This is a genomic window from Streptacidiphilus sp. MAP12-33 (genome assembly GCF_041261265.1).
GTDB lineage: Bacteria > Actinomycetota > Actinomycetes > Streptomycetales > Streptomycetaceae > Streptacidiphilus.
In genome coordinates, this window is sequence record NZ_JBGCCA010000036.1 from 89,046 (window position 1) to 112,556 (window position 23,511).

A 23,511-nucleotide genomic window follows, 5' to 3' on the forward strand; every position below is an offset into this window, starting at 1 on the left:
AGGGCCACGGACCCGTCGCCCGGGGGAACGGAGAGAGAGATCATGGGACTCCCACTCAATCTGACCGTCAAGATGGGCACATACCTCCTCAAGCAGAAGGTTCTCCGCCGCGAGAAGTTCCCACTCATCGTCGAGGTCGAACCCCTCTTCGCCTGCAACCTCGCCTGCGCGGGCTGCGGCAAGATCCAGCACCCGGCCAGCGTGCTCAAGCAGCGCATGCCGGTGGAGCAGGCGGTCGCGGCGGTCGAGGAGTCCGGGGCGCCGATGGTGTCCCTGGCGGGCGGCGAGCCCCTCATGCACCCGCAGATCGACGAGATCACGCGGCAGCTGCTCAAGCGCGGCAAGTTCGTCGTGCTCTGCACGAACGCGGTGCTGCTGCCCAAGCACATCCACAAGTTCAAGCCGCACCGGAACTTCGCCTGGATGGTCCACATCGACGGCCTGCGCGAGCGGCACGACGAGTCGGTCAGCAAGGACGGCGTCTTCGACGAGGCCGTTGCAGCGATCAAGCAGGCCAAGGCGGCGGGCTTCCAGGTCTACACGAACTCGACGTTCTTCAACAACGACAGCCCTCAGGACATCATCGAGGTGCTGGACTACCTGAACGACGAGCTCAAGGTCGACCGGATGCAGATCTCGCCCGGGTACGCCTACGAGAAGGCCCCGGACCAGGACCGCTTCCTCGGCGTCGAGCAGACCCGGCAGCTGTTCAAGAAGGCCTTCGGCGACGGCCGCCGCAAGAAGTGGCGCCTCAACCACTCGGCCCTCTACCTCGACTTCCTCGAGGGCAAGAAGGACTTCGAGTGCACCCCGTGGGCGATTCCGTCCTACTCCCTCAAGGGCTGGCAGAAGCCGTGCTACCTGATGGCGGACGGCTACGTGGCGACCTACCAGGAGCTCCTGGACACCACCGACTGGGAGAACTACGGCCGCGGCAAGGACGCCCGCTGCGACAACTGCATGGCGCACTGCGGCTACGAGCCGACGGCGGTGCTCGCGACGATGTCCTCGCTGCGCGAGAGCCTGCGCGCGGTGACGGCGGGCTGAACGCCGTTACCGCTCGGTAGCTGTCGGGCCGCTGTGACCTTCCCGGTCACGGCGGCCCGTCCGTTTCGTCCCTGGCGTGGCGCGCCGACGCCTCACTAGCATGCCCCCCAACGAGCGAGCCACGGATGTGGGGGCGGGCAGCATGACCGCGAACGGCAACGCAGGCGGGAACGCCAAGGACGAGCTGGACACGTTCCACGTGCTCACCGCCCTGCTGCTGACACCTGGGCAGTTTCCGAGCGTCCTCGGTGACGACTATCCGGAGGCCTGCGGGGCCCTCGGGCTGGAACCCTGGTCGGACGGCTACGGCCTCCTCTTCGGCCAGGACTCCACCGGCGCGCGCTGGACGGTCGTCTCCGACGACGCCGCGCTGATCGGCTGCGCGATCGCCGCGTGGGACTGCGGCATGCCGTACGAGCTCTCCGCTCCCGACCGCACGGTCGTCGACACGGTCGCGGGCTGGCCACTCGCCCTGACCGTCGCCACACCGGGCGTCCCCGACCCGCACGACCCCCGCACGGCTCCGGGCACGACCCTCCTCACCGCCCCCGATCCCAAGGGCTGGGGTCCGGCGCAGCGCCGCATGGCGGCCGATGACGTCGCCAAGCAGTGGCTCGCCTGGCGCGAGCAGGTCGGCCTGCACGCCGCCTTCGACGCGACGGGGGCCGAACCCCCGACCCACATCCGCCGCGTCCTGGACGAGGCCATCGGCTACACCAGCGACCCCCCGCCCGCCGGCCGCGTCCGCTCCGCCCCCGCCCCTGACGGCGCCCGCATCGTCCGCGCCGACGGCCCCGGCTGGTCCCTCGCCGCCAACACGGAGGACATCGCCCTCCTCCTGCTGGACGAGAAGCCCCACGAGGTCCTCCCCCTCGGCCGCGGCCCCTCCCTCCCGAGCCTGCTCCGCGCCCTGGACGAGATGGCTCGAGCGTCGGCGTAGAGCCGAGAGGCGCAGACTGGTGGAGTGACGTCCATCAGCAGGCGTGGTGTGCTCGCCCTCGGGGCAGGGGCGGTGGTCGGCGTGGCCGGGTGCAGCAGTTCGTCCCATCGGTCTGCGGGAGCGTCCGCCTCCCACTCCCCCTCACCCTCCTCGGCGCGGCCCTCGCCCACGGCCGTCAGCACAAGCGCCGGCCCGGCGCCCAGCCCGTCGGCGACGCTGCACCTCACCGCCCCTTGGCGACCCAGCCCCAACGACGTGCAGCCGGAGGTGAAGCTGCGCGCCGTGCGGCTGATCGAGGCGCTCGGGACGTGGCCCGCCGGAGGTCAGGGGCTCGCCGCCGCGCGCAAGCGGGCGGCGGACGCGGGCTACGACCCGGCGCTCGCCGATCAGGCGGGCGCGCTGCTGGGCGGTGCGCCCGAGGCCGCGGTGCAGGTGCTGGAGGCCCAGTACGGCGGGATCCTCACCGACTCGGCCAGCGTGCTGGTCGTCTGCCGCCAGTACACGCCCGGCGACGACTCCGGCTCCGGCGGCACCACCGTCGACGTGCGCCTGAGCGCCGCGTCACCGCAGTGGACCGTGACCGCCCTGCACCCCGCCGTCCCCGGCCCACCCGCCGCGTCACTGACCTCGGCGGCCCACGCCGTCCTCGCCGACATCCAGGCGATCACCCTCCCGCCCGCCGCCCACGCGGACGTGCTCAGCGGCAACGTCCACGACAGCGCGCTGGACGCGCTGCTGACGCTGGCCCGCAGCCACCGCATGATGCTGAGCGTGGTTCGCTCGGGTCACCCCATCGACGTCTTCGGCACCACCCGCCCGAGCGACCACCCCAAGGGCCGCGCCTTCGACGTCTGGACCATCGACGGCCACGCCGTCATCGACCCGGCCACCCCACAGGCCCTCGTCGAGTCCTTCATGCGCGCGGCAGCCGCCGCCGGCTCCTACAACGTCGGCGGCCCCTACCTGTTGAGCGGCGGCACTGGCAACCAGTTCTTCAGCGACGCCACCCACCACGACCACGTCCACGTGGGCTTCGACTACTGATCCGCCGATCCGCCGGCCTGGTGGTCGAACCAGCCGACGGCACCGCCTCGCGCCGCGTCATCCGGGCCACGCGGAAGAGCTCACCCCGTGCGCGTCCCCACCCAAGGACCGGACCTCGTCCCGCACTCCGCCGTCACATCGGCCGGAAGCCCCCGCCCCTCGGCGAGCGGCCGGAAGCCGGCGTAGTTGCGGACACCGAACAGTCAACGCGTGCCACGGTAACGCGCTACAGCGTCTCCGGGAGGCCGAACCACGGCAGCACGTCGGCCTCGAAGCGCGACAGCGCGCAGACGCGGTCGCCTCGCGGGGTGATGACGATGAGGCCGGTGCCCCGGCGGGTGCCGGACGGGGTACGGAGGTAGGCGCCGAAGGCGGGTTGGCCGTTGGCGCGGGTGGGGAGGAGGTCGAAGACGCGGCCCGCGCCGAAGAGGGCGGTCAGGAAACGCAGGACGAGGTCGCGACCCTCGTACTCGAAGGGAATCGGCGGCATCGACATGAAGACGTCGTCCGTCAACAGGGCGACCAGCGCGGCGAGATCGGCCGCCTCGTAGGCGGTCGTGAAGCGCGCGACGAGCGCCTCCTCCGCCGGGGACCCGGCCGCGGAAGCGGACGCCGCGGAGTCCGCGCGGCGTTCCAGGGTCGCGCGGGCGCGCTTGAGCGCGCTGGTGACCGACTCGACCGTGGTGTCCAGCATCGCCGCGACCTCGCTCGCGTGGAAGCCGAGGACGTCGCGCAGGACCAGCACCGCGAGCTGACGGGGCGGCAGGAGCTGAAGCGCCGTCACGAAGGCCAGGGAGATGGACTCCGTCTGCTCGTAGCGGGCCTCCGGGCCCGGCAGGGGCAGCTCCCCGACCAGCGTGTCGGGAATCGGCTCCAGCCAGACCGCCTCGCCGAGGCGGGTCGGCTCGGGCGGGACCATGCCGGGGACGTTCCACTCCCGCGCCGCCCGTCGGCTCGCGGAACGCAGCGTGTTGAGACAGCGGTTGGTGGCGATGCGGTAGAGCCAGGTGCGCAGCGAGGCCCGGCCCTCGAAGCCGTCGAGGCCCTGCCAGGCGGAGAGCAGCGTGTCCTGGAGGGCGTCCTCCGCGTCCTGGAGGGAGCCGAGCATCCGGTAGCAGTGGACGTGAAGCTCTCGCCGAAGCGGCTCGGTCAGCTGCCGGAACGCCTCACCGTCCCCGGCCCTCGCCCGCTCGATCAGGTCCGCAGCAGTCACGACGCCATCCTCCTCCACCCGGAACACCCTTCCTGATGCCGACACCGCCCGGGCCGCGAACTGGGCGGTCCGCGAGCGCCCAGTTTTCCCACCGTTCCCGCTCTACCCCTCCGGAAGCACACGAGAGGAGCCGGAGAGATGTTGCTCAAGGACAAGAACGCGGTGATCTACGGAGCCGCGGGCGCGATCGGCAGCGCGACGGCACGGGCCTTCGCGGCAGAGGGAGCGCGGGTCTTCCTCACCGGACACCGGCTCGCGCCGGTCGAACTGGTGGCCAAGGAGATCGTCGCGGCCGGCGGCCGCGCCGAGGCGGCCGAGGTGGACGCGCTGGACGAGGAGGCGGTCGAGGCGCACCTGCGGGGCGTGGTGGAGCGGGCGGGCCGGGTGGACGTCTCGTTCAACGCGGTCGGCTTCTGCGACCGCGACATCGTCGGCACGCCGCTGGCCGAGCAGGACCCGGACGCGTTCGTCCGCCCGATCGCGGACTACACGCGGTCGTACTTCCTGACGGCCCGCGCCGCCGCACGGCGGATGGTGCCGAACCGATCCGGGGTGATCATGACGGTGACCGCGCTCACGGCGCGGATGGGCAGCATGCTGAACGGCGGCTACGGCGCCTCGGGCGCCGCCAAGGAGGCGCTGACCCGTGACCTGTCGGCCGAGCTGGCCCCGCAGGGCGTCCGTGTGGTGGGCCTGCGCCCGCACGGCCTCCCGGACACCACGACCCTGCGCGAGTCCTTCGAGGCCAAGGCGGAGCGGTCCGGGCTGAGCTGGGAGCAGTTCGAGGCCTACATCACCGGCATGAGCCACACCCGTCGGGCGATGACGGCCGACGAGGTGGCCAGGGCGGCGGCGCTCGTGGCCTCCGACGGGGCCGTCGGGCTGACGGGCACGATCGTCAACCTCTCCATGGGCCGCCTGGACGACTGAGACGGTCAGGGAACGGCAGAGCGCCCAAGAACGGCAGAGCGCCCGGAGCCGCAGCGCGGCTCCGGGCGCTCACCCGCAAGGACTCAGTGCGCCGGGGGCGCGTCCGGGCCCGGGCCGCCGAGGGCCTTCAGCGGGATCTCCTTCAGCGTCAGGGCGAAGCCGAGGGCGATCACGATGAACGGGACACCGATCAGGAACAGGTCGCCGATGGCGTGCGCGAAGGCCGCCGTGACGTGGTGCTTGACCGGCTCCGGCAGGGCCTTGATGGCCTGGACGTTGTTGGTGTCCATGCCCTTGAGCGCGCCCGCGCCCTTCGGCGAGCCCGCGAACTCCTGCTTGAGGTAGTGCGCGAGGCGGCTGGTGAGCACCGTGCCGAAGATCGCGGTGCCGATGGAGGCGCCGATCTGACGGAAGAACGTGGCCGAGGCGGTCGCGACACCCATGTCGCGGAAGTCCACCGCGTTCTGCACGGCGGTGACGACCGTCTGCATGGTCAGACCCAGGCCCGCGCCGAACCCGAAGGCGAAGAGCGCCACCTGCCAGTACGGCGTGGTGTTCGTCAGCGTCGACAGCAGCAGCAGCGAAGCGATGATCACCAGGGCGCCGACGATCGGGTAGATCTTGTACTTGCCGGTCTTGGCCATGATGCGACCCGAGGTGATCGCGGTGGCCATGATGCCGGCGACGGCGGGCAGCATGCCGAGGCCGGACTTGGTGGCCGACATGCCCTGCACGGCCTGGAGGTAGACCGGCAGGTAGATGATGCCGCCGAACATGGCGAAACCGGCGAAGAAGCCGAAGCCGTTGCCGATCCGGAAGACCGGGTTGCGGAACAGGCGCATCGGCAGGATCGGCTCCGTGGCGCGCTGCTCGACCAGCACGAAGAGCCCCGTCAGCAGCACCGAGCCGATGCACAGGGTCAGACCCTGCCAGCTCGTCCAGCCGTAGCTGGTGCCGGCCCAGTTCAGGTAGAGGAGCAGGCTGGTGACCGCGGTGACGATGAGCGTCGAGCCCAGGTAGTCGATCTTGTGCTCGCGCCGGTTGACCGGCAGCTTGAGCGCGAAGGAGCAGACGATCAGTGCGCCGATGCCGACGGGCAGGTTGATGTAGAAGATCCAGCGCCAGCCGATGGAGTCGGTGAACCAGCCGCCGAGCAGCGGGCCGGCGACACTGGACAGGCCGAAGACGGCACCCATCAGACCCTGGTAACGGCCGCGCTCGCGCGGGGGTATGACGTCACCGATGATCGCGAAGGCGAGCGACATCAGACCGCCGCCGCCGATGCCCTGGATGGCGCGGAAGCCGATCAGCTCGCCCATGTTCTGGCTGAGGCCGGCCAGGGCGGAACCGATCAGGAAGATCACGATGGCGGACTGGAAGATGATCCGGCGGCCGTACAGGTCGGAGATCTTGCCCCAGAGCGGCGTGGCCGCCGTCGAGGTCAGCAGGTAGGCGGTGACCACCCAGGAAAGCTTGTCGATGCCGCCGAGCTGGCTGACGATGGTGGGCAGCGCGGTGCCGACGATGCTCTGGTCGAGAGCGGCGAGCAGCATGCCGGCCATGAGGCCGCCCATGACGACCATGATCTGCTTGTGGCTGAGGTAGTTGGGGCCGTCGGCCGGAGCCTCCGGACCGGGCGGGGTGACCGGGGTGTCGGTCGTGATCTCTGACATGGCAGGCACGCTACTGCATGGGTACGACAACCGATACGGCAGGGCTAGCCTTACGGCAAGTAAGCTGGAGGTCACGCCGGTCACCGGACGTTCACCCAGGCGCCGACACCCCGTTTCGTCCGGAAAAGTCCCCCCGACCGGAGCCTGCGGACCCCCAAGTCGCGGATGGCGCTTGCCAGCACCCGCACTCCCGCCGCTAACGTGCCAGCATGCAGACGGACGATCGACGCGCAGCCGACCTGGAGGAGCTGGGCCTCACCAATTACGAGGCCCGGGTGTACCTCGCCCTGATCCGCCGCGACGTCTTCACCGCGGCCGAAGTCGCCAGGGAGGCGGGTGTTCCCCGACAGCGCGTCTACGACGTGCTCGAGGGGCTGATCCGTCGGCAGCTCGCCGTGCTCCACCCGGGCCGCGTGGCGGGCTACTCCGCCGTCGCCCCCGACACCGCCGTAGAGCGGCTGATCGAGCAGCAGCGCCGCTCACTGGGCCGCCTGGAGCGGCTCTCCTCCGAGCTGGCCCGCGAACTGACGCCCACCTTCGACAGCGGCCGCACCCACACCGACCCCCTCGACTACGTCGAGGTGCTGCGCGACGCCGGCGACATCGGCGAACGCTTCGCGCGGCTCCAGACCACCGCGGAGCGGGAGCTGCTCAGCTTCTCCAAGCCGCCGTGGTTCACCCCGCCGGAGAACCTGGCGGGCCTGGAGGCCAGCGCCCGCCTGCACGCCGCGGGCCGCACCGTGCGCTCGCTCTACTCGCGCGAGGTGCTGGAGGACCCGGCGCTGGTCGAGGTGATGCACCTGTTCGTCGACGCGGGCGAGGAGATCCGCATCGCCGACGAGCTGCCGCTCAAGATGATCATCGCGGACGGCTCGACGGTGCTGTGCGACATGCCTGACCCGGTCGCCCGCGACAGCGCGACGACCTCGCTGTGCATCCGCCACCCCTCGCTGGCCGAGGCGCTGGCGCTGGCGTTCCACTCGATCTGGGACCGCAGCCTGACCCTGTCCGAGGCCCTCAAGGACCGTCAGCCGGCCGAGTCCGGGACGATCCCGTCCCTGGAGGCGTCGCTGGAGATCCTGAACGACGGCAGCTCGAAGGACGAGGAGCCGGACGCCTCCCAGGCCTGATGCTCGTCCCGCAACACGCGACGCAGTACCTTGCCGAGCATGTTGCGGGGCAACGGGTCCACCCGGAACTCCACGATCTTGGGCACCTTGTAGCCGGTGAGCCGGGCGGCGCAGTACTCGATCAGCGCCCGCTCGGTCAGCCGGCTCCCCGACCGCACGATCACGCACGCCTTGACCGTCTCGCCCCGGTAGGGGTCCGGCACGCCGACCACGGCCGCGTCGGCCACCGCCGGGTGCGCGAGCAGCACCTCCTCGATCTCGCTCGGGAAGATGCTGAACCCGGAGGCGATGATCACGTCGCGCTTGCGGTCGATGACGGTCACGAAACCGTCCGGGCTCATCACGGCGATGTCGCCGGTGAAGAGCCAGCGCTCGTGCAGCATGGCCGCGCTGTCCTCGCGTTCGTGCCAGTAGCCGGCGAAGACCTGCGGTCCGCGTACCACCAGCTCCCCCGCCTCACCGTACGGTTGCTCCTTGCCGGGATCGTCCTCCGCGACGATCCGCACCTGTGTGCCCGGCAGCGGGATGCCGACGGTACCGGGCCGCGCGTTGGCGTTGAGGGGGTTGGCCAGCACGACCGGCGAGGCCTCGGACAGCCCGTAGCCCTCGACCAGGTGCGCCCCGGTCAGCTCGCGGAAGCGGTCGACCGTCTCCGGCTCCAGGCGCATCGCACCGGAGATGCAGTACCGCACCGAGCGCAGCGCTCGCTTGACCTCGGGGCCGCGCTTCTCCGCCTCCTTCATCAGCGCCTGGTACATCGGCGGCACCCCGGGGAAGAGCGTCGGCCGCCAGCGGCGCAGCGTCCGCACGACCAGCTCGGGGTCGAAGTTCGGCAGCAGCACGGTCCGCGCCCCGGCCGTGGCGGCGACCCCCAGGCACATGGTCATGCCGTAGACGTGGAACATCGGCAGACAGGCCAGCAGTGTCTCGCGCCCGGGGCGCAGCTGCGGGTACCAGGCACGGACCTGGTGGGCGTTGGCCACCAGGTTGCGGTGGGTCAGCATGGCGCCCTTCGGCGTCCCGGTGGTCCCGCCGGTGTACTGCAGCACCGCCACGGCGGTTCGCGCGCTCACCGGCCCGAGCGCGGGCCCGCCCTTGCGGGCGGGCCGCCGGGGCACGTCGTCGAAGCGGACGTGGTCGGCGCCGGGCGGCAGCGGCGTGCTGAGCCTGGCGCGCAGGGCGCGCGAGCGCTCGCGCGGCAGCCGCAGCCCGAGGCGCGCGTACAGCGGCAGCGCGTCCATCAGCGACGCGACGACGACGTGCCGCAGCGCGGTGCGCCCCCTGACGGCGTCGACGTGTTCGAAGGCGCCGTCGTAGACGACGGCGACGGTGGCCCCGCTGTCCTTGAGCTGGTGCACGAGCTCGGACTCGGTGTAGAGCGGGTTCGTCGGCACGACGATCGCGCCGAGCCGGAGGGTGGCGTAGAACGCCACGACGTACTGGGGGCAGTTCGGCAGCACGAGGGCGACCCGGTCGCCCCGGCCCACCCCGAGGGCGGCCAGCCCCTCCGCGAAGCGGGCCACCTGCCGGTTGAGCGCGCGGTAGCTCGTCTTGCGTCCGAGGAACACCAGGGCGGTACGCCGCCCGAACCTGGCAGCCGCGTCGTCCAGCAGACCGTGCACGGGAACATTGGGAATGCTGAGCTGGTGCGGCACTCCGGTCGCGTAGTACCGGTGCCACGCCTGACCGGTGCGGTCCACGGGTCCCCCTCGCTGACGCGCGGTCTCACAGAGGGCAAGATCGTGACATCACGCCGGGCTGCTGACAAGAGGTTCCGCACTTACAGCCCGTCGCAGCGACCTCAGGTGCTCAGTACCAGCTGTTCGCCTGCCAGAAGGCCCACGCGGCGTTCGGGCTGCCGTAGGTGCTGTTCATGTAGTCGAGCGCCCAGCGGATCTGCGTGGCCGGGTTGGTCTGCCAGTCGGCGCCCGCGGAGGCCATCTTCGAGCCCGGGAGGGCCTGGGCCAGGCCGTACGCGCCGGAGGAGGGGTTGGTCGCGGAGACGTTCCAGCCGCTCTCGTGGGAGATGATCTGGTCGAACGAGGCCAGCTGGTCCGCGGGGACGATCTGCGCGGCGATCTCCTGCGGGCTGCCCGACGGCGCGGCCGGCGCCGCCGGTGCCTGCTGCTGGACCGGCTGGCGCTGCTGCGAGCGGTTCGCGGCCTCCTGCGCGGCGCGCTGCGCCGCGGCCTTGTCGGCAGCGGCCTTCTCCGCGGCGGCCTTGTCCGCGGCGGCCTTGTCGGCAGCCGCCTTGGCGTCGGCCGCCTTCTTCGCGGCGGCAGCCTTCTCGTCCGCGGCCTTCTTCGCGGCGGCAGCCTTGTCCGCGGCCGCCTTGTCGGCGGCGGCCTTCGCGGAGGCAGCCTTCGCGGCCGCCTCCTGCGAGGCCTGCGCACTGGCGCTGGCGACAGCGGCCTTCGCGTTGGGGTCGGCGACCGCCGAGGACGCACCGTTGCCCGGGAGCGCCACCGCGGCGGTGGCGGCGAGACCCACGGCGGCGACGGAGCCGGCGATGGCGATGCCGCGCTTGCGCAGGTTCAGGGAGGGCATGGAAGGCATGAAGGAGAGCTCTCAATCGGTTGGCTGGGCGGCGGGGGTCCGACGTCACCCGCAGCGCGGGACAGGTGCGCTGCGGGGTCGGACGGCGCCGTTGGCACGCCGGTTTCGGGCTGGTGCCGGACTGCGGGCAGCCCTGCGAGCAACCTTCGATCGCGGGGCCGCCGTGACGACTCCGCCATTGATAACAAGCCGGACAAGCCGGGTTCAATGCGCCTTCTACTACGCGGGTCCGTAGTGGAACGGCGTTCGTGCACCGACGTGGGAGAGCTGCGAGGAAGATCGCCAGAGCGCGTAAGCCCTGTGCGAAGGCCCTGCGGACGCCTGCGCCGCTCGGGCAAACGATCAACTATCGGCGATCGTGGAAGAGAACCCGGCTGTGGCGGGGCTCACACGCTCAGCGGTTCTTCTCCCGGTACCGGCGGCCGAACCAGCCCAGCAACACACCGACGACCAGCATCACAGTGAGCCAGACCCACATGGACATGGTCACCGTGGCCATGCCCCAGAGATGGATCTTCACTTTGGCGGTGTTCATCAGGATGAACCAGACCGCCAGGACCAGCAGGACCGCGGCGCCGACCGTGCGCACGTTGACGGTGACGGGGCCGATCTTCCGGTCTTTGGTCTCGCTGTTCGCCATGGGAAAAGTGTGCGGGCGCCGCTTGCGCGACGCCCGCAGTGACATGCAGGAAAACAGAGAGGTCAGCGCACCAGCAGTCGGGCGACGACGGCGAGCAGGGTGAGGGTCCGCTCGCGCTCGATCTCGTCCAGGGGCTCCAGCAGACGCGCCTGGACCTCGGCGACGCCGGGGTTGACCTCCTCCAGCAGGCGCGCGCCACCGGGGGCCAGCGCCAGCAGGTTGCGGCGGCCGTCGGCGGGGTCGCGGCGGCGCAGCACCAGACCGCGCCGGACCAGACGGCTGATCAGCTCGGCCATGGTGGCCTTGTCCAGCGAGGTGCGCTCGCCGACGGTGCGCTGATCGATGTCCGGCTCCACGGAGAGCGCGTCCAGCACCGCGTGCTGCGGAGCGGTGAGCTCACTGGAGACCAGTTCGGTCCACAGTCGGGTGTGGACCTGCTGGGCCACCCGGATCAGGTAGCCGATGACCCGCGGAGCGTCCAGCAGCGGACGGGCGTCCACCATGGTCTCCAGCGCGAGGTTCTCCATGCGCGCCATGCGGGCCAGCGCCATCATCAGCTCGGAGCGCTCCGCCTCGGTCAGTGGAACCAGCAGCTCGCGCTGGACCACGGCGACGCCCTGGGACGCCAGCTGCATGACCTGCTCGCCGTGCGGCGAGAGGGTCAGCAGCTTGCGGCGACCGTCGGCGGGGTCGCGGCGGCGCAGCACCAGGCCGCGCCGGACCAGCCGGCCGACCATCTCCGCCATGGTCGCCTTGTCCAGTGACGCGCGCTCCCCGACCGTTCGCTGGTCGGCGCCCGGCTCCAGGGCCAGAGCGATCAGCGCGGCGTACTGGGGCGCGGTCAGCTCGGCTCCGACGTGCTCGGTCCACAACCTCGTGTGGACCTGCTGGGCTATGCGGATCAGCTGACCAGGCGACTGGGACAAGCGGATCGGCGTACCCGTCATGTCGATATCCCCCAGCACCATAGGACCGTCCTGAAGTGTTCCACCGACGCTTTTGTCAGCCCTGTGGGTGGGCGGCGTTCGGATCTCTTGAGTCGGCGCGACCGTGAGCCAGGCACCATGTGGGGGTCCTGTGTACGGAGTTTTCGGCCGGGCAGCCGTCGGCTGCTGGCCGACACTATACAAACCAGACAGACCAGAGCGACATGGCCCAGAGGGCTGCGATGCAATCGTGATCCGAGCCGGTCGTTGGTGGTCGACTCAGGTCGGTTGCAGGCTCCGAAGCAAAAGCTCGGCAAAGGACGCGCCGATCGCCTGCGGGGTGAGCTCGCCGTCCACTCGATACCAGCTGCCCAGATGGTGTACGCCGCCGAAGAACTGATGCGTCACCAGATCCGCCGCAAGATCGTCCCGGAAGGCGCCCGCCGCCTGGCCCTCCTCGATCAACGCCCGGAACGCCTCGTGGTACCGGCGCCGGTCGGCCCGGACCTGGGCCTGCCGGTCCGGGGGCAGCATGTGCATGGAGCGGAACGAGACCGTCGCGTCCTCGAGGTTCTCCAGGGTGGTGACCACCACGTCGGCCGCCGCCTCGCGCAGCCGCACCGCCACCGGCAGGGCCGACTCGGCGATCTCCGCGAGCCGCTCCTGCTGCACCGAGAGCAACCGTGTGTAGATCTGCTGCAGCAGGTCGTCCTTGGACGAGTAGTAGTGGTACATGGCGCCCTTGGTGACCCCGGCGAGCTCCACGATGTCCTGCACCGAGGTGGGCGCGAAACCGCGCTCGGCGAAGAGCCGGCTCGCGGCGGCCAGCAGCCGCTCCTGGACCGGGACCGCCATGTCGACGCGGGCTGTCATCGGCGTCCTCTCTTCTCTGTCCACTGTCCGGTGTGTCAACGTGGGGCGCACCACGCGCGAGCCACTCTAGTCGACATACCTACCAGTCGGTATCGTGACGGCCATGAGCACTCCGACGCCCCCGGGGCTGGACCTCGACCGGCTCCGCGCCCACCTCGGCACCGGGCCGCTGACGGCCGCGCTGATCTCCGGCGGCAAGTCCAATCTGACCTACCGGCTCACCGACGGCAACCACCGGTGGGTCCTGCGTCGCCCGCCGCTCGGACACGTGCTGGCCACCGCGCACGACATGGCCCGGGAGCACCGTGTCATCGCCGCCCTGGCGACGACGCCGGTCCCCGTCCCCCGGGTGCACCTGCTCTGCGAGGACACCGAGGTCATCGGCGCCCCCTTCTATCTCATGGACGAGGTCGACGGCACCGTCTACCGCACCGCCGAGGACGCAGCCGGGCTCGGCCCCGAGCGCGCCCGCGCCCTCTCCTTCCGGCTGATCGACGTCCTGGCCGACCTGCACGCCGTCGACCCCGCCGCGGCGGGCCTCGCGGAGTTCGGCCGCCCCGACGGCTACCTGGAGCGGCAGGTCTCCCGCTGGCACCGCCAGTTCGAGGCCTCCCGCAGCCGCGACATCCCCGGTATGGAGGAGTTGCAGCAGCGCCTGCGCAAGGGCGTCCCCGCGCCGCAGCGCGCGGCCGTCGTCCACGGCGACTACCGGCTGGACAACACCATCGCGGCCGACGACGACACCATCGCCGCCGTCCTCGACTGGGAGATGGCCACCCTCGGCGACCCGCTCGCCGACGTGGGCCTGATGAAGGTCTACTGGGACATCGCCGGGAACATGCCCGGCAACCCCGTCGCCGGAGCGGTGAGCCCGGCCCTCGGCTTCCCCGCGATGGACGAGCTCGTCGAGCGCTATGCGGCGACCACCGGGCTCGACCTCACCCCCCTCCCCTGGTACACCGCCTTCGCGCAGTACAAGCTGGCGATCATCGCCGAGGGCATCCACTACCGCTTCACCCAGGGCAAGACGGTCGGCGACGGCTTCGCCCACCTCGGCGCGATGGTCCCGCCACTGGTCTCGCTCGCGCTGGACACCCTGAACGGGCAGGCGGCCGGCTGACCGGCCGCTCGATCCCGCAGGCCACCACTCATCACTCCTTCGTTCACCACTCACCACTCACCCTCAGGAGAACCCCTCTCATGACCGAGCAGAACCGCGTCGCCATCGTCACCGGAGCGGCGCGCGGCATCGGTGCCGCGACCGCCCTCCGCCTGGCCGCGGACGGCTTCGCCGTCGCGGTGATCGACCTGGAGGAGGCGGCGGGCAAGGACACCGTCGAGAAGATCACCGCCGCGGGCGGTCGCGCGATCGCGGTCGGCGCCGACGTCAGCAACGGCGAGCAGGTCGCGGCCGCGGTGGAGCGGGTCGTGGCGGAGCTGGGCGCGCCGGTGGTCCTGGTCAACAACGCCGGCGTGCTGCGGGACAACCTGCTGTTCAAGATGTCCGAGTCGGACTGGGACACGGTCATGAACGTGCACCTCAAGGGCGCGTTCCTGATGTCCAAGGCCTGCCAGAAGCACATGGTCGACGCCGGCTACGGCCGCATCGTCAACCTCTCCTCCTCCAGCGCGCTGGGCAACCGCGGCCAGGCGAACTACTCGGCCGCGAAGGCCGGTCTGCAGGGCTTCACCAAGACGCTCTCCAAGGAGCTGGGCAAGTTCGGCATCACCGCGAACGCGGTGGCGCCGGGCTTCATCGCCACGGACATGACGGCGGCGACCGCCGAGCGTGTCGGGATGGGCTTCGAGGAGTTCAAGGCGGCAGCCGCGACGATGATCCCGGTCAACCGCGTCGGCGTCCCGGACGACATCGCGCACACCGTCTCGTTCCTCGTCAGCGAGGGCGCGGGCTTCGTCTCCGGCCAGGTCATCTACGTCGCCGGCGGCCCGCTGGACTAGCCCCGTCAGGGGCGCGAGGAACGGCGCGAGCAACCAACCTGTCCGGATGGCCCTGCGCGCTGAGGACCATCCGGACGTCAGTGGCTTGTCGCGCAGTGCCTCGCGCCCCTGGATAGTGCAACTCCCCTCAGTTGAAAGGGCCTCGTCCATGGATGCTGAACTGACCCGCGCGGTGAGCGACTTGCTCGCCGCGCACGACCCCGCGACCACCCCGGTCGCGGATTTCCTCGGGGCCCGCTTCGACGCCGGGCTGGCGTGGGTGCACTTTCCCGAGGGCCTCGGGGGGCGCTCCGCGCCCAGGGCCGTGCAGCAGGAGGTGAACGACGCCTTCGCCGCTGCCGGGGCCCCCACGCTCGACAGCGGACGACACGGCATCGGCCTCGGAATGGCCGCGCCCACCCTCCTCGCGCACGGAACCGACGAGGTGCGGCGCCGGTTCCTGCGGCCGCTGTGGACCGGGGAGGAGGTGTGGTGCCAGCTCTTCTCCGAGCCCGGCGCCGGCTCGGACCTCGCCGCGCTCGGCACCCGCGCCGTGCGGGACGCGGAGAGCGGTGACTGGACCGTCGACGGACAGAAGGTGTGGACCTCCCTCGCCCACGAGGCCGACTGGGCCATCCTGGTCACCCGCACCGACCCGGACGTGCCCAAGCACCGCGGCATGACCTACTTCGTCTGCGACATGCACGCCCCCGGCGTGGAGGTCCGCCCGCTGCGGCAGGCGACCGGCGAGGCCGAGTTCAACGAGGTCTTCCTCTCCGGCGTGCGCATCCCCGACGCGCACCGCCTCGGCTCCGTCGGTGACGGCTGGCGCGTGGCGCAGACGACACTGATGAACGAGCGTGTCGCCATCGGCGGCCACGCCGAACCCCGCGAGGGCGGCATGATCGGGGTCCTCGCCCGCACCTGGCGCGAGCGCCCCGAGCTGCACACGTCTGCCCTGCAGGACGCGGTGCTGCGGCTCTGGGTCGACGCCGAGGCCGCGCGCCTGACCGCGGAGCGCCTGCGGCAGCAGCTCGCCGCCGGGCAGCCGGGACCGGAGGGCAGCGCCGCGAAGCTCGCCTTCGCCCGGCTCAACCAGCAGATCTCCGGCCTGGAGCTGGAGCTGCTGGGCGCGGAGGGTCTGGAGTACGAGGACTACTCGTTCCGTCGGCCGGCCAACCCGTCGATGATCGGCGGCAGCCCCGGCTACCGGTACCTGCGGGCCAAGGGCAACTCGATCGAGGGCGGCACCTCGGAGATCCTGCGCGGCATCATCGCCGAACGGGTCCTCGGCCTCCCCTCGGAGATCCGGGTCGACAAGGACGTCGCGTGGAAGGACCTGCCCCGATGAGCAGCCTGGACCTGAACTACTCCGAGGTCGAGGAGGAGCTGCGGGCCAACGTCCGCGCCCTGCTCGCCGAGCGCGCCCCCGTGAACGCGACGCTCGCCCGCACCGAGGCCGAGCAGACCACCGACCTGGCGCTGTGGCGCGCGCTCGCGGACGAGCTGGGCGTCACCGGCCTCCCCGTCCCCGAGGAGCTCGGCGGCGCGGGCGCGAGCTGGCGCGAGACCGCCGTCGTGCTGGAGGAACTCGGGCGTGCGGTCGCGCCGGTCCCCTACTTCGGCAGCTGCGTCCTCGCGACCGCCGCGCTGCTCGCCGTCGGCGAGCGAAAGATCCTGCCACAGCTCGCCTCCGGCGAGGCCGTCGGCACCCTGGCCGTCCCGTTCGCGACGGCGCCGGGGCCTTTCCGCCCGGCCGTCCGGTCGGACGGCGGGCTGCTCACCGGCACCGTCCGGCACGTCGCGGACGCGCTGACGGCCGACGTGCTGCTGGTCCCGGCGGTCGCCGGGGACGGGACGCCGGAGCTGTACGCGGTGACCGGCGCCTACGTCGAGCCGATGGTCTCCCTGGACATGACCCGGCAGCTCGCCGTCGTCACCCTGGACGAGGTGGAGGGCATCCTGATCGCGTCCGGCGCGGACGCGGCGGCGGCGGTCGGCCTGGCGCTGGAGACGGGCGCGGCGCTGCTGGCCAGCGAGCAGCTGGGCGTCGCCGAGTGGGCGCTGACCACGACGGTCGCCTACGCGAAGGAGCGGCACCAGTTCGGGCGCCCGATCGGCGGGTTCCAGGCGGTCAAGCACCGCCTGGCGGACCTGTGGGTCCAGGTCAGCCAGCTGCGCGCGGTCGCCCGCGCGGGCGCGGACGCGGTCACCCGCAACGTCGACATCCCGCTGACCGCGGCCCTGGCCCAGGCCTTCGCCTCGGGTACCGCGGTCACCGCGACGGAGGAGGCGGTGCAACTCCACGGCGGCATCGGCTTCACCTGGGAGCACCCGGCCCACCTCTACCTCAAGCGCGCGAAGAGCGACTCACTCGCCCTCGGCACCCCGGACCGCCACCGCGCCCGGATCGCCGAACTGGTCAACCTCTAGTCGCACGGTCCCTTCAGGGGCGCGGGGCGCCCCTGAAGGAGGTGCACCTCCCGAATCAAGGAGTCTTCATGTCCAACGTCGCCATCGTCACCGGCGCCAGCCGGGGGATCGGGTTCGCGGCAGCCCAGGCCCTCGTCGAGCGCGGGGACCGCGTCGTGATCACCGGGCGCGACGCCGCCTCCCTCGATGCCGCCGTCACCGCGCTGGGTGGTCCCGACCACGCCCTCGCCGTCGCCGGGAAGTCGCACGACGCCCCGCACCGCGCGGAGACCGTCGAACGGACGCTGGAGGCGTTCGGGCGAATCGACTTCCTGGTCAACAATGTCGGGACCAATCCGGTCTACAGCTCCATGGTCGACCTCGACCTCGACGCCGCCCGCAAGATCCTCGACATCAACGTCGTCGCCACCCTCGGCTGGGTCCAGCTCGTGCACAAGGCCTGGCAGGGTGAGCACGGCGGGGCGATCGTCAACGTCTCCTCCGTGTCCGCGCTCGGGCCGGCGCCCGGCATCGGGATGTACGGGGCGAGCAAGGCCGCCCTGGTCCAGTTGACGCAGCAGCTCGCGCACGAACTCGCGCCGAAGGTGCGCGTGAACGCGGTCGCGCCGGCGGTCGTGAAGACGAAGTTCGCGGAGGCACTCTTCGCGGGGCACGAGGAGCAGGTGGTGAAGAGCTACCCGCTGGGGCGACTCGGGGAGCCGCAGGACATCGGCGGTGTGATCGCTTTCCTGCTGTCCGGGCAGGCGGCGTGGATCACGGGGCAGACGATCGTGCTCGACGGTGGCCTGATGCTCAACGCCGGCCTGGCCTGAAAGGCACGCTGACCAGAATCCGACGGAATGCCTTCCGGCATCTCAGGAAATTCACACCTGCCGCGCCGGAAGGAAATCGAAGTGCCGCGCATTCCCAGCGAAACTCGGCCCCAAACCGCCGGGTGATCAAGGATGGCGCAGATCACATCCCCTGTCGGTCATCATCGAAAAGGAGACGACACTTATTCAGATCCGACAATCCACCAGGTCACATGGTTGTCACGAAGATGACCTCTCCGACGGAGTTGAAGGCGCAACACTGTAACGTCGAAGGGGTGCATAGCCAGAGGACCGAGGGGACACTGCTCGAGCGGGAGCTCGACCAGTCCAAGGAGCAACAGCCGCAGCCACCCATCAGGGAGCGCTGGCGGCCGCTGAGCCGTACCCACAAGATCCTCTTCGCGGTCAACCTGGTGGCCTACGCCACGATCATCGTCGCCGTCTTCTCCACCTCCCGCCTGGTCGCGCTCGACTGGGAGGTCTTCAAGTGGAGGCCGTACGAGCACTGGCCCGAGCTGTGGAACTTCCTGAACTACTACGTCATAGCCGGGCAGCGCGGCCCCGTGGCGATCGTGGTGTCCGGCTGGCTGATCTGGCGCTGCTGGCGGACGAAGTCCTGGCGCCCCCTGCTGGTGCTGGGCGTGGCGCTGGTCCTGCTGAACATGTCCGTGGGGGCGGTCAAGATCGGCACGGGCCGGCTGGGACCGCACTACGCGCATGTCTACGGCTCCAACGAGATCTTCCTCGGCGGTGACATATTCCCGTCCGGACACACCGCGAACGCGGTGGTGACCTGGGGGGTTCTCGCCTATCTGGCCACCCGCTGGCGCCGCACCGGTGCCTTCCTGGCCGGCTGGACGGCGATCACGGTCGGCGCGACCACGGTCTACCTCGGCACCCACTGGGTGACGGACGTCCTGGCCGGCTGGTGCGCGGGCGCGCTGGTGCTGCTGATCCTGCCGCTGTTCGAGCCCATCGTGACCAGCGCCGACGAGCGCATGCGCCGCACGTGGACCGAGCGGATCGCCCCCTGGCTGCGGGAACGCTGGGAGAGCTTCAGCCGACGCGGATCCTCCGACGGCACGGTGATCGAGGTACCGACTCAGAGCGACCACAACCGGGCACCGGTGCCGGTGGCGCGCGACCGCCGTGACCTCCCGGCGCCCCTCAGCCGGTCATTTCCGATCGTATATTGACATTCCGCCCGTCCCTTCGAATGCCGCTTCTAAAGTCTCCGCCATGGCGAACATGGAAACGGCACTCAAGGACGCGATGGGCATCGAGGGCGCCATCGGCGTCGCGCTCGTCGACTACAACAGCGGCCTGGCCCTCGGGACGCTGGGCACCGGCACCGAGCTCGACCTCAACGTCGCGGCGGCGGGCAACACGGACGTCGTCAGGGCCAAGATGCGGACGATGGAGATGCTCAATCTCCACGGCGAGTCCATCGAGGACATCCTGATCACGCTGACCGCCCAGTACCACCTGATCCGCCCCCTCACGCACAAGGGCAGCCAGGGAATCTTCCTCTACCTCGCGCTCGACCGGAAGCGCGCCAACCTGGCCATGGCCCGGCACGTCGTCCGCAGGATCGAGGAGAACCTCGAGGTGTGACCGCTCCGGGGCGCGGGCGAGCCCGCGCCCCGCACCCGTCAGCGGGCGGCGACCGCCTGCTTGATCAGCGTCTTGCCGAAGTCCCGCATCAGGCCGGTACCGCTGTGGGCCTCGTCCATGATCTCCTCGAAGGCGGAGACGAAGCGGTCCACCTCGGCCTCGCCGATGGTCAGCGGCGGGATCAGCTTGATGACCTCCAGGTGGTCACCGGAGACCTGGGTGAGGATGCGGTGCCGCTGCATCAGCGGGACCACCACCATCTGCGCGAACAGCCCCTTCCGCGCGGCCTGCAAGGCCGCCCAGCCGGTCTTCAGCTTGAGTGACTGCGGCTTGCCGAACTCGATGCCGATCATCAGTCCGCGGCCGCGCACGTCCGCGAGCATCTCGTACTTCGGCTTCAGCGCGGCCAGCCGCTCCCGGAACAGGTCCCCGACGTGCCGGGCGTTCGCGACCACCTGCTCGTCCTCGAAGACGTGCAGCGTGGCGAGGCCCGCCGCCATGGCCTGGGCGTTGGAGCCGAAGCTCGCCGAGTGGACCAGGACCCGGTCCATCGACGAGTAGACCTTCTCGAAGATCCACTCCTTGCCCAGCGTCGCACCCACCGGCACGTACCCGCCCGAGAGCGCCTTGGCCACACAGACCAGGTCCGGCTCGACGCCGGCCTCGTGCTGGTACGCGAAGAAGTCGCCGGTGCGGCCCATACCGGTCTGCACCTCGTCCGCGATGAGCAGCGCCTTGTGACGGTGGAGCAGTTCCTGGGCGGCGCGCAGGTAGCCGTCGGGGGCGGTGTGGACGCCCTTGCCCTGGATCGGCTCGACGATGAGGGCGGCCACGTCGCCCTTCCGCAGCTCGCGCTCCAGGCGCTCCAGGTCGCCCAGCGGGATCGCGGTGTCCGGGAGCAGCGGGGCGAAGCCCTTGCGGAAGCCGTCCTCGCCGTTGACCGAGAGCGAGCCGGTGGTCAGACCGTGGAACGCGTGGTCGCAGAAGAGCACGCGCGGCTTGCCGGTGGCGTAGCGGGCGAACTTCAGGGCGGTCTCGACGGCCTCGGTGCCGCTGTTGCCGAAGAAGACCCGATCCAGGTGCGGGGTGTAGGAGAGCAGCTTCTCCGCGAGCAGGCCGGGCAGCGGCTGGCAGTCGAAGCGGGTCAGGTCGGCCAGCTCCAGGTCCATCACCTGGTGCAGCGCGTCGCGGACCACGGGGTGGTGCCGGCCGAGCGCGAAGATGCCGAAGCCGGCCAGCATGTCGAGGTAGTCGTTGCCCTCGGCGTCGTAGAAGTAGGCGCCCTTGGCGTGGTCGTAGACCTTGTCGAAGCCGATGGTGTGCAGCATCCGCGGCAGCTGGTGGTTCAGGTGCTCGGCGTGAAGCCGGTAGCGCTCGGCCCCGCGCTCCTTGAGCAGCGCCTCCACGTCGAACTTCGTGGCGCTCTCGGTTGGCTCAGCTGCCATGGTGCTGGTCCCCTCCCACACTGTCGGGTGACAAGAAGTCAGTGCCCTCCACCAGGCCGATCGCCTTGGCGAAGGTGGCGGTCTGGGCCGCGATGCCCGGACCCGTGAGGCCGATCTCGTCCAGGATCTCACCGCGCGCGGCATGATCCAGGAACCGCTGCGGAATGCCGAGTTCGCGCGTCGGCAGGTCCAGGTCGGCGTCGCGCAGCGCCTGGGCGACGGCCGCGCCCACACCGCCGACGCGCCCGTTGTCCTCGACGGTGACGACGAGCCGGTGCCGGGCCGCGAGCTCCACCAGTGCCGGGTCGACGGGCTTGACCCAGCGCGGGTCGACGACGGTGGTGCCGAGGCCCTCGGCGGTCAGCAGCGCGGCCGCGTCCAGGCAGGCGGAGGCCATGGTGCCGACGGCGACGAGCAGCACCTCGGGCATCCGGCCGGCCGGTCCGGTGCGCAGCAGCACGTCCACGCCGCCGATCCGCTCCTCGGCCACGATGGGCGGCCCGACCTCGGCCTTCGGGTACCGGACGACGGTCGGCGCGTCCGTCACCTCCAGCGCCTCGCGCAGCTCGGCGCGCAGCTGGTCGGCGTCGCGCGGGGCGGCGATCCGCAGGCCGGGGACGACCTGGAGGATCGACAGGTCCCACATGCCGTTGTGGGAGGCCCCGTCGGTGCCGGTGACGCCCGCGCGGTCGAGCACGAAGGTGACGCCGCTGCGGTGCAGCGCGCAGTCCATCAGCACCTGGTCGAAGGCCCGGTTCAGGAAGGTCGCGTAGACGGCGACCACGGGGTGCAGCCCGCCGGTGGCGAGCCCGGCAGCGGAGACCGCGGCGTGCTGCTCGGCGATGCCGACGTCGTAGACCCTGCTCGGGAACTCACGGGCGAAGGCCTGGAGGCCGACGGGCGCGAGCATGGCCGCGGTGATGGCGACCACGTCCTCGCGCTCCTTGCCGATCGCGACCATCTCCTTGCCGAAGACGGAGGTCCAGGAGACGCCCGTGGACGGCCGCAGCGGCTCGCAGGTGATCGGGTCGATCGCGCCGACCTGGTGGAAGTGGTCCGCCTCGTCCAACTCGGCGGGACGGTAGCCGCGGCCCTTCTCGGTCAGGCAGTGCACGATGATCGGCCCGCCGAAGCCCTTGGCACGCTTGAGCGCGGACTCGACGGCGGCGATGTCGTGGCCGTCGATCGGGCCGATGTACTTCAGGCCCAGGTCCTCGAACATGCCCTGCGGCGCGCTCGCGTCCTTGTAGCCCTTCTTGGCTCCGTGCAGCGCGTCGTAGATCGGGCCGCCGACGACCGGCGTGCGCTGGAGAGCCTCCTTGCCCCAGGACAGGAAGCGCTCGTAGCCCCGGGTGGTGCGCAGGGTGGCGAGGTGGTTGGCCAGGCCGCCGATGGTCGGCGAGTAGGAGCGCTCGTTGTCGTTGACGACGATGATCACCGGGCGGTCGCTCTCGGCGATGTTGTTGAGCGCCTCCCAGGCCATTCCGCCGGTCAGCGCGCCGTCACCGGTGACCGCGACGACGGTGCGGTCGGTGTGGCCGAGGTGCTCGTTGGCCTTGGCCAGGCCGTCGGCGTAACCCAGCACGGTGGAGGCGTGCGAGTTCTCGATCACGTCGTGCTCGGACTCGGCGCGCGAGGGGTAGCCGGACAAGCCGCCCCGGTTCTTGAACCGGTCGAAGTCCTGCCGCCCGGTCAGCAGCTTGTGCACGTAGGACTGGTGGCCGGTGTCGAACAGGATCCGGTCGTCGGGCGATTCGAAGACCCGGTGCAGCGCGATGGTCAGCTCGACGACGCCCAGGTTCGGCCCGAGGTGGCCACCGGAACGGGTGATCGCGTCGATCAGGAACTCCCTGATCTCCTCCGCGAGCTTCGGCAGCTCGGAGGGCGGCAGCAGGCGCAGGTCGCGGGGGCTGCGGATGGATTCCAAGAGGGCCATGTGTCCACCTTCCCTACGGCGCCGCGATAACGGTGGGCGCACCGGACTCCGCGCCGCTGTCCGTCATCTGCTCGGCGAGCTTGAGGGCCTCCTCGATCAGGGTCTCCACGATCTTCGACTCCGGCACGGTCTTGATGACCTCGCCCTTGACGAAGATCTGGCCCTTGCCGTTGCCCGACGCCACACCCAGGTCCGCCTCACGGGCCTCACCCGGGCCGTTCACCACACAGCCCATCACGGCGACGCGCAGCGGCACCTCCATACCCTCCAGGCCGGCGGTGACCTCCTCCGCGAGCTTGTACACGTCCACCTGCGCACGCCCGCACGACGGGCACGAGACGATCTCCAGGCCGCGCTGCCG

22 protein-coding genes are annotated in these 23,511 nt (G+C 70.9%); 12 read left to right on the forward strand and 10 right to left on the reverse strand.

Annotation, left to right across the window (positions count from 1 at the left end; genetic code table 11):
• The first annotated feature begins 42 nt into the window (after positions 1-42).
• From hpnH to ABH931_RS30745, 3 genes are all read left to right on the forward strand, one after another.
• Positions 43-1,047, forward strand: a complete 1,005-nt coding sequence (hpnH, locus tag ABH931_RS30735) for an adenosyl-hopene transferase HpnH (protein WP_370120436.1) — start codon at positions 43-45, stop codon at positions 1,045-1,047.
• 142 nt (positions 1,048-1,189) lie between these two features.
• Positions 1,190-1,987, forward strand: a complete 798-nt coding sequence (locus ABH931_RS30740; protein ID WP_370120439.1) for a hypothetical protein — start codon at positions 1,190-1,192, stop codon at positions 1,985-1,987.
• 255 nt (positions 1,988-2,242) lie between these two features.
• Positions 2,243-3,031, forward strand: coding sequence for a hypothetical protein (locus ABH931_RS30745; RefSeq protein ID WP_370120442.1), 789 nt, complete (start codon positions 2,243-2,245; stop codon positions 3,029-3,031).
• Between the two features lie 226 nt (positions 3,032-3,257).
• Here ABH931_RS30745 and ABH931_RS30750 read toward each other — a convergent pair whose 3' ends face one another.
• The gene (locus ABH931_RS30750; RefSeq protein WP_370120445.1) at positions 3,258-4,244 is read right to left on the reverse strand and encodes an RNA polymerase subunit sigma-70; all 987 of its coding nucleotides are present in this window, start codon (positions 4,242-4,244) and stop codon (positions 3,258-3,260) included.
• A 138-nt stretch (positions 4,245-4,382) separates the two neighbouring features.
• Between ABH931_RS30750 and ABH931_RS30755 the strand changes: the two genes are divergently transcribed.
• A complete protein-coding gene (locus ABH931_RS30755) occupies positions 4,383-5,174 on the forward strand; it encodes an SDR family NAD(P)-dependent oxidoreductase (protein ID WP_370120449.1) in 792 nt (263 codons plus the stop codon).
• A gap of 83 nt (positions 5,175-5,257) precedes the next feature.
• Here the strand turns inward: ABH931_RS30755 and ABH931_RS30760 are convergent, their stop codons facing one another.
• A complete protein-coding gene (locus ABH931_RS30760; protein ID WP_370120453.1) occupies positions 5,258-6,847 on the reverse strand; it encodes an MDR family MFS transporter in 1,590 nt (529 codons plus the stop codon).
• Between the two features lie 209 nt (positions 6,848-7,056).
• On the opposite strand from ABH931_RS30760, the gene ABH931_RS30765 reads away from it, so the two are divergent.
• Positions 7,057-7,977: a TrmB family transcriptional regulator gene (locus ABH931_RS30765; protein ID WP_370120456.1), complete on the forward strand. Its 921-nt coding sequence runs from the start codon at positions 7,057-7,059 to the stop codon at positions 7,975-7,977.
• Here the strand turns inward: ABH931_RS30765 and ABH931_RS30770 are convergent.
• From ABH931_RS30770 to ABH931_RS30790, 5 genes are all read right to left on the reverse strand, one after another.
• Positions 7,875-9,677: an AMP-binding protein gene (locus ABH931_RS30770; protein WP_370120459.1), complete on the reverse strand. Its 1,803-nt coding sequence runs from the start codon at positions 9,675-9,677 to the stop codon at positions 7,875-7,877. The genes ABH931_RS30765 and ABH931_RS30770 overlap by 103 nt on opposite strands.
• Before the next feature lie 109 nt (positions 9,678-9,786).
• The gene (locus ABH931_RS30775) at positions 9,787-10,524 is read right to left on the reverse strand and encodes a lytic transglycosylase domain-containing protein (RefSeq protein ID WP_370120461.1); all 738 of its coding nucleotides are present in this window, start codon (positions 10,522-10,524) and stop codon (positions 9,787-9,789) included.
• A 403-nt stretch (positions 10,525-10,927) separates the two neighbouring features.
• Entirely contained in the window at positions 10,928-11,173 is a 246-nt protein-coding gene (locus ABH931_RS30780; RefSeq protein ID WP_370120464.1) for a DUF1049 domain-containing protein, read from the reverse strand.
• Between the two features lie 62 nt (positions 11,174-11,235).
• Complete coding sequence (locus ABH931_RS30785) at positions 11,236-12,141, reverse strand: MarR family winged helix-turn-helix transcriptional regulator (RefSeq protein WP_370120467.1); 906 nt, start codon at positions 12,139-12,141, stop codon at positions 11,236-11,238.
• A 237-nt stretch (positions 12,142-12,378) separates the two neighbouring features.
• A complete protein-coding gene (locus ABH931_RS30790) occupies positions 12,379-12,972 on the reverse strand; it encodes a TetR/AcrR family transcriptional regulator (protein ID WP_370120470.1) in 594 nt (197 codons plus the stop codon).
• Positions 12,973-13,075: 103 nt separating this feature from the next.
• On the opposite strand from ABH931_RS30790, the gene ABH931_RS30795 reads away from it, so the two are divergent.
• The 7 genes from ABH931_RS30795 (at position 13,076) to ABH931_RS30825 (ending at position 19,769) form a co-directional block, all read left to right on the forward strand.
• A complete protein-coding gene (locus tag ABH931_RS30795) occupies positions 13,076-14,092 on the forward strand; it encodes a phosphotransferase family protein (protein WP_370120473.1) in 1,017 nt (338 codons plus the stop codon).
• An 80-nt stretch (positions 14,093-14,172) separates the two neighbouring features.
• Positions 14,173-14,931 (forward strand): 3-oxoacyl-ACP reductase FabG, encoded by a 759-nt coding sequence (gene fabG, locus ABH931_RS30800; RefSeq protein ID WP_370120476.1) that lies wholly within the window; start codon positions 14,173-14,175, stop codon positions 14,929-14,931.
• Between the two features lie 148 nt (positions 14,932-15,079).
• Positions 15,080-16,261 carry an acyl-CoA dehydrogenase family protein gene (locus ABH931_RS30805; RefSeq protein WP_370120479.1) on the forward strand — a complete coding sequence of 394 codons (1,182 nt, stop codon included), beginning with the start codon at positions 15,080-15,082 and terminating at the stop codon, positions 16,259-16,261.
• A complete protein-coding gene (locus ABH931_RS30810) occupies positions 16,258-17,343 on the forward strand; it encodes an acyl-CoA dehydrogenase family protein (protein ID WP_370120482.1) in 1,086 nt (361 codons plus the stop codon). Before ABH931_RS30805 ends, ABH931_RS30810 begins: the two co-directional genes overlap by 4 nt.
• A 68-nt stretch (positions 17,344-17,411) precedes the next feature.
• Positions 17,412-18,155, forward strand: a complete 744-nt coding sequence (locus ABH931_RS30815; protein WP_370120485.1) for an SDR family oxidoreductase — start codon at positions 17,412-17,414, stop codon at positions 18,153-18,155.
• A 275-nt stretch (positions 18,156-18,430) separates the two neighbouring features.
• The gene (locus ABH931_RS30820) at positions 18,431-19,351 is read left to right on the forward strand and encodes a phosphatase PAP2 family protein (protein WP_370120487.1); all 921 of its coding nucleotides are present in this window, start codon (positions 18,431-18,433) and stop codon (positions 19,349-19,351) included.
• 43 nt (positions 19,352-19,394) lie between these two features.
• Positions 19,395-19,769 carry a hypothetical protein gene (locus ABH931_RS30825; protein WP_370120490.1) on the forward strand — a complete coding sequence of 125 codons (375 nt, stop codon included), beginning with the start codon at positions 19,395-19,397 and terminating at the stop codon, positions 19,767-19,769.
• A gap of 38 nt (positions 19,770-19,807) precedes the next feature.
• On the opposite strand, the gene ABH931_RS30830 is transcribed toward ABH931_RS30825, so the two are convergent.
• The 3 genes from ABH931_RS30830 to ABH931_RS30840 form a co-directional block, all read right to left on the reverse strand.
• Positions 19,808-21,214, reverse strand: coding sequence for an aspartate aminotransferase family protein (locus ABH931_RS30830; protein WP_370120493.1), 1,407 nt, complete (start codon positions 21,212-21,214; stop codon positions 19,808-19,810).
• On the reverse strand, positions 21,204-23,150 hold the full coding sequence (gene dxs / locus ABH931_RS30835) for a 1-deoxy-D-xylulose-5-phosphate synthase (RefSeq protein WP_370120495.1): 1,947 nt from the start codon (positions 23,148-23,150) through the stop codon (positions 21,204-21,206). Before dxs ends, ABH931_RS30830 begins: the two co-directional genes overlap by 11 nt.
• A gap of 13 nt (positions 23,151-23,163) precedes the next feature.
• A partial coding sequence (locus ABH931_RS30840) for a flavodoxin-dependent (E)-4-hydroxy-3-methylbut-2-enyl-diphosphate synthase (protein WP_370120498.1) occupies positions 23,164-23,511 on the reverse strand: 348 nt, incomplete at its 5' end.

Coding starts and splice junctions, on each gene's coding strand:
- hpnH (WP_370120436.1), top strand. CDS start 43: ATGGGACTCCCACTCAATCTGACCGTCAAGATGGGCACATACCTCCTC.
- ABH931_RS30740 (WP_370120439.1), top strand. CDS start 1,190: ATGACCGCGAACGGCAACGCAGGCGGGAACGCCAAGGACGAGCTGGAC.
- ABH931_RS30755 (WP_370120449.1), top strand. CDS start 4,383: ATGTTGCTCAAGGACAAGAACGCGGTGATCTACGGAGCCGCGGGCGCG.
- ABH931_RS30760 (WP_370120453.1), bottom strand. CDS start 6,847: ATGTCAGAGATCACGACCGACACCCCGGTCACCCCGCCCGGTCCGGAG.
- ABH931_RS30765 (WP_370120456.1), top strand. CDS start 7,057: ATGCAGACGGACGATCGACGCGCAGCCGACCTGGAGGAGCTGGGCCTC.
- ABH931_RS30775 (WP_370120461.1), bottom strand. CDS start 10,524: ATGCCCTCCCTGAACCTGCGCAAGCGCGGCATCGCCATCGCCGGCTCC.
- ABH931_RS30780 (WP_370120464.1), bottom strand. CDS start 11,173: ATGGCGAACAGCGAGACCAAAGACCGGAAGATCGGCCCCGTCACCGTC.
- ABH931_RS30785 (WP_370120467.1), bottom strand. CDS start 12,141: ATGGTGCTGGGGGATATCGACATGACGGGTACGCCGATCCGCTTGTCC.
- ABH931_RS30790 (WP_370120470.1), bottom strand. CDS start 12,972: ATGACAGCCCGCGTCGACATGGCGGTCCCGGTCCAGGAGCGGCTGCTG.
- ABH931_RS30795 (WP_370120473.1), top strand. CDS start 13,076: ATGAGCACTCCGACGCCCCCGGGGCTGGACCTCGACCGGCTCCGCGCC.
- fabG (WP_370120476.1), top strand. CDS start 14,173: ATGACCGAGCAGAACCGCGTCGCCATCGTCACCGGAGCGGCGCGCGGC.
- ABH931_RS30805 (WP_370120479.1), top strand. CDS start 15,080: ATGGATGCTGAACTGACCCGCGCGGTGAGCGACTTGCTCGCCGCGCAC.
- ABH931_RS30810 (WP_370120482.1), top strand. CDS start 16,258: ATGAGCAGCCTGGACCTGAACTACTCCGAGGTCGAGGAGGAGCTGCGG.
- ABH931_RS30815 (WP_370120485.1), top strand. CDS start 17,412: ATGTCCAACGTCGCCATCGTCACCGGCGCCAGCCGGGGGATCGGGTTC.
- ABH931_RS30825 (WP_370120490.1), top strand. CDS start 19,395: ATGGCGAACATGGAAACGGCACTCAAGGACGCGATGGGCATCGAGGGC.
- ABH931_RS30830 (WP_370120493.1), bottom strand. CDS start 21,214: ATGGCAGCTGAGCCAACCGAGAGCGCCACGAAGTTCGACGTGGAGGCG.
- dxs (WP_370120495.1), bottom strand. CDS start 23,150: ATGGCCCTCTTGGAATCCATCCGCAGCCCCCGCGACCTGCGCCTGCTG.